The organism is Mesorhizobium sp. M5C.F.Ca.IN.020.32.2.1 (genome assembly GCF_004023105.1).
In the GTDB taxonomy this organism is placed as follows: Bacteria; Pseudomonadota; Alphaproteobacteria; order Rhizobiales; family Rhizobiaceae; genus Mesorhizobium; species Mesorhizobium wenxiniae.
Genome location: NZ_RZSX01000598.1, coordinates 1 through 4082 on the forward strand (window position 1 = coordinate 1; position 4082 = coordinate 4082).

Annotated in this window: 2 protein-coding genes and 1 pseudogene; all 3 read left to right on the plus strand. The window is 64.2% G+C overall.

The features are described 5' to 3' along the window. Window positions 1-689 (plus strand): efflux RND transporter periplasmic adaptor subunit (locus EOA86_RS25085; protein WP_128344131.1); only part of this gene is annotated, 689 nt, incomplete at its 5' end. An 8-nt stretch (window positions 690-697) separates the two neighbouring features. Then, on the plus strand, window positions 698-3853 hold the full coding sequence (locus EOA86_RS25090) for an efflux RND transporter permease subunit (RefSeq protein WP_128344133.1): 3156 nt from the start codon (window positions 698-700) through the stop codon (window positions 3851-3853). 11 nt (window positions 3854-3864) lie between these two features. Next, window positions 3865-4082: pseudogene (locus EOA86_RS25095) on the plus strand (RND transporter); the annotation flags it as partial.

A 4082-nucleotide genomic window follows, 5' to 3' on the forward strand; every position in this document is an offset into this window, starting at 1 on the left:
CATTGACGCCGGGCGCGCTGGTCACCGCCAACCAGGAAACGGTGCTGACCACCATTCGCGCGCTCGATCCGATCAATGTCGACGTTACGCAGTCGAGCAACAACCTGCTCAATCTGCGCCAGGCGATCAACGAAGGCCGGCTGAAATTCAGCGGGACCAATGTCAGCGTCAAGCTGAAGCTCGACAACGGCACCATCTACGCGCAGAACGGCAAGCTGGAATTCGCCGGCGCCAATGTCGACCAGTCGACCGGCACCTTCGCGCTCAGAGCCCAGTTCCCCAATCCCGACCGGCTGCTCTTGCCCGGCATGTATGTGCGCGCCATCGTCGAGGAAGGCGTCGCCCAAAACAGTTTCCTGGTGCCGCAGCGCGGCGTCAGCCGCAATGCCAAGGGCGAGGCGACGGCAATGGTCGTCAATGCCGAAGGCAAGGTCGAAACGCGCGTGCTCGCCGTGCGCAACAGCGTCGGCAACAACTGGCTGGTGGATTCCGGCGTCGGCGATGGCGACCGCGTCATCGTCGAGGGCATGCAGCTCGTGCGCCCCAGTGGCGATGCAACCGCGGTCGAAGTGACGATCGACGAGGCGACCGGAGAGATCGAGGAGCGTCAATCCTCGGCCGCGCCCGCTCCCATGCAAGCAGCCGAAAGCAGCCAGAAACCGGCGCAAGGCGCCTCAAGCAACAACTGAGGCACATCATGTCCGCGTTTTTCATCAACCGGCCAATCTTTGCCTGGGTGATCGCCATCGTGATCTTGCTGGGCGGCCACTTGGCGCTGCAATCGCTGCCGATCTCGCAGTATCCGCAGATCGCGCCGACCACGGTGAGCATCAGCGCCACCTATCCCGGCGCCGACGCCCAGACCGTCGAGAACTCGGTGACCAAGGTCATCGAACAGGGCATGACCGGTATCGACAATCTCGACTATATGACGGCGACGTCGACCTCGACCGGAGAGGCCTCCATCACGCTGACCTTCACCAGCGGCGCGAACGCGGACACCGCCCAGGTTCAGACGCAGAACAAGCTGCAGCTCGTGCAGTCGCAGCTGCCGCAGGTGGTCCAGAACAACGGCATCACCGTCTCCAAATCCTCGACCGGCTTCCTGATGGTCATCGGCTTCGTCTCCAGCGATGGCAAGATGAACTCGACCGATCTCGCCGACTATGTCGACGCCACCGTCAACGACACGCTGAAGCGCGTCGAGGGTGTCGGCACGACGCAGCTTTTCGGCTCGGGCTATGCCATGCGCATCTGGCTCGATCCGGACAAGCTCGCCAAATATGCCTTGATGCCGAGCGACGTGGCCTCGGCGATCGAGGCGCAGAACACGCAGGTCTCGGCCGGCCAGCTCGGCGGCCTGCCGGCGCGCAAGGGCCAGCAGCTCAATGCCACGGTGACGGCCAAGAGCCGGCTGCAGACCGCCGAACAGTTCCGCAACATCATCCTGAAGAGCCAGACCGACGGCTCGCTGGTCCGCCTCAACGATGTCGCCACCGTCGAGCTCGGCGCCGAAAGCTATACGACGCAAGCCCACTACAATGGCAAGCCGGGGGCGGGCGTCGCCGTCAGCCTGGCGACCGGCGCCAACGCCATCAACACCGCCGAGGCCGTGCGCACGACGATCAACCGCCTGAGCTCGACCCTGCCGCAAGGCGTCGAGGTCGTCTATCCCTACGACACCTCGCCCTTCGTGCGGCTGTCGATCGAGGAGGTGGTCAAGACGCTTGCCGAGGCGATCGTGCTGGTGTTCCTAGTGATGTTCGTCTTCCTGCAGAACCTGCGCGCCACCATCATCCCGACGATCGCCGTGCCGGTGGTGCTGCTCGGCACGTTCGGTGTGCTGTCGCTGTTCGACTATTCGATCAACACGCTGACCATGTTCGCCATGGTGCTCGCCATCGGCCTGCTCGTCGACGACGCCATCGTCGTCGTCGAGAATGTCGAACGCGTGATGCAGGAGGAGGGCCTGCCGCCGAAGGAGGCGACGCGCATATCGATGAACGAGATCACCGGCGCGCTGATCGGCATCGCCACCGTGCTGTCGGCCGTGTTCGTGCCGATGGCTTTCTTCGGCGGCTCCACCGGCATCATCTACCGGCAATTCTCGGTGACCATCGTCTCGGCCATGGTGCTGTCGGTGCTGGTCGCGCTGGTGTTGACGCCCGCACTTTGCGCCACCATCCTGCGCCCTGCCAAGGACCATGCGACGCAAAGGGGTCCGTTCGGCTGGTTCAACCGCATGTTCGATCGCGGCACCATCGCCTACCGCGACGGCTCGCACGGCATCATCAACCGTTCCTGGCGCTTCCTCGCCGTGTTCCTCGCCATCGTCATCGCCATGGGCTGGATGTTTGCCCGGCTGCCGAGCTCGTTCCTGCCGGATGAGGATCAGGGCATCCTGATCACCAGCGCATCGCTGCCGGTCGGCGCGACGCAGGACCGTACCGAGCGCGTGCTGGCTGAGGTGACCAACCACTATCTCAACGAAGAGAAGGACGCGGTCGAAGGCGTGTTCACGGCTTCCGGCTTCGGCTTCGGCGGCGCCGGGCAGAATGTCGGCATCGCCTTCGTGCGGATGAAGGATTTCGACCAGCGCAAGACCTCGGCCCTTTCCGTGTCTGCGGTCGCCGGCCGCGCCATGGGCGCCTTCTCCAAGATCAGGGATGCCCAGGTTTTCGCACTCGCCCCACCCGCCATCCAGGGTTTCGGCAACACCAACGGCTTTGATTTCTACCTGCAGGACGTCAACGGCGCCGGCCATGAGGCGTTGATCCAGACGCGCAACCAGCTTCTCGGCTTGGCCGCGAAGAGCACGCTGCTCGCCAACACACGCCCGAACGGCCAGGAGGACCAGCCGCAATTTTCGGTCGATATCGACCAGGAAAAGGCGAGCGCGCTCGGCATCAGCCTCGCCGACATCAACAACACGCTTTCGACTGCCTGGGGCAGCGACTACGTCAACGACTTCATCGATCGTGGGCGGGTCAAGCCGGTCTATCTGCAGTCGGACGCGGACTTCCGCATGCAGCCGGAGGATCTCGACAAATGGCAGGTCCGCAATTCCAACGGCGCCATGGTGCCGTTCTCGGCCTTCGCCTCCAGCCACTGGACATTCGGCTCGCCCAGGCTCGAACGCTATAACGGGTCGGCGGCGGTCGAGATCCAGGGCGCGGCGGCCACGGGCGTCAGTTCGGGTGCGGCGATGGACGAGATCGACAGGCTGGTGGCGCAGCTGCCCGCCGGATATTCCCACGAATGGACCGGACTGTCGCACCAGGAGCGGCTTTCCGGCAACCAGGCGCTGTCTCTCTATGCGATTTCGGCGCTGGTCGTGTTTCTGTGTCTGGCCGCGCTCTATGAAAGCTGGTCGATCCCGTTCGCGGTCATGCTCTCGGTGCCGATCGGCATCTTCGGCGCGTTGCTGGCGGCGACCCTGTTCGGCCAGACCAACGACGTCTATTTCAAGGTCGGGTTGCTGACCACGATAGGGCTTGCCGCCAAGAACGCCATCCTCATCGTCGAGTTCGCCATCGAGCGGCAGACTGCCGGCATGGGTCTTGTCGAGGCGACGCTGGACGCGGCGCGACAAAGGCTGCGACCGATCCTGATGACGTCGCTGGCCTTCATCCTCGGCGTGACGCCGCTGGCGATCGCCAGTGGCGCCGGCTCGGGGGCGCAGAACTCCGTCGGCATCGGCGTCATGGGCGGCATGATCGCTGCGACCGTGATCGGCGTGTTCCTCGTGCCGCTGCTGTTCGTCACGGTGCGACGCATCTTCAAGGGCAGGGCGGCCAAACAGGACACTGGGCAGGATACGGGCGAGACGCCGACAATAGCCAAACAGCAATAAGGGTTCTTCATATGACAGGTTTTGAACGTGGCTCGGTGGCCGCGAGGCGGACGATTGTGCCTATTCTCACCGCCGTCCTGCTCGCGGGATGCGTTGTCGGCCCGGATTATCAGACGCCGATCCTGCCGGTGCCGGCGAACTGGAGCGGTCAGAACCCGGCCAAGGTCATCAGGCCGGCGCAACTGTCGAAGTGGTGGCGACGCCTGCGCGATCCGGAGCTGAATACACT

Excerpts from the sequence above, each read along its gene's own strand:
- EOA86_RS25090 (WP_128344133.1), top strand. The coding sequence starts at position 698 with ATGTCCGCGTTTTTCATCAACCGGCCAATCTTTGCCTGGGTGATCGCC.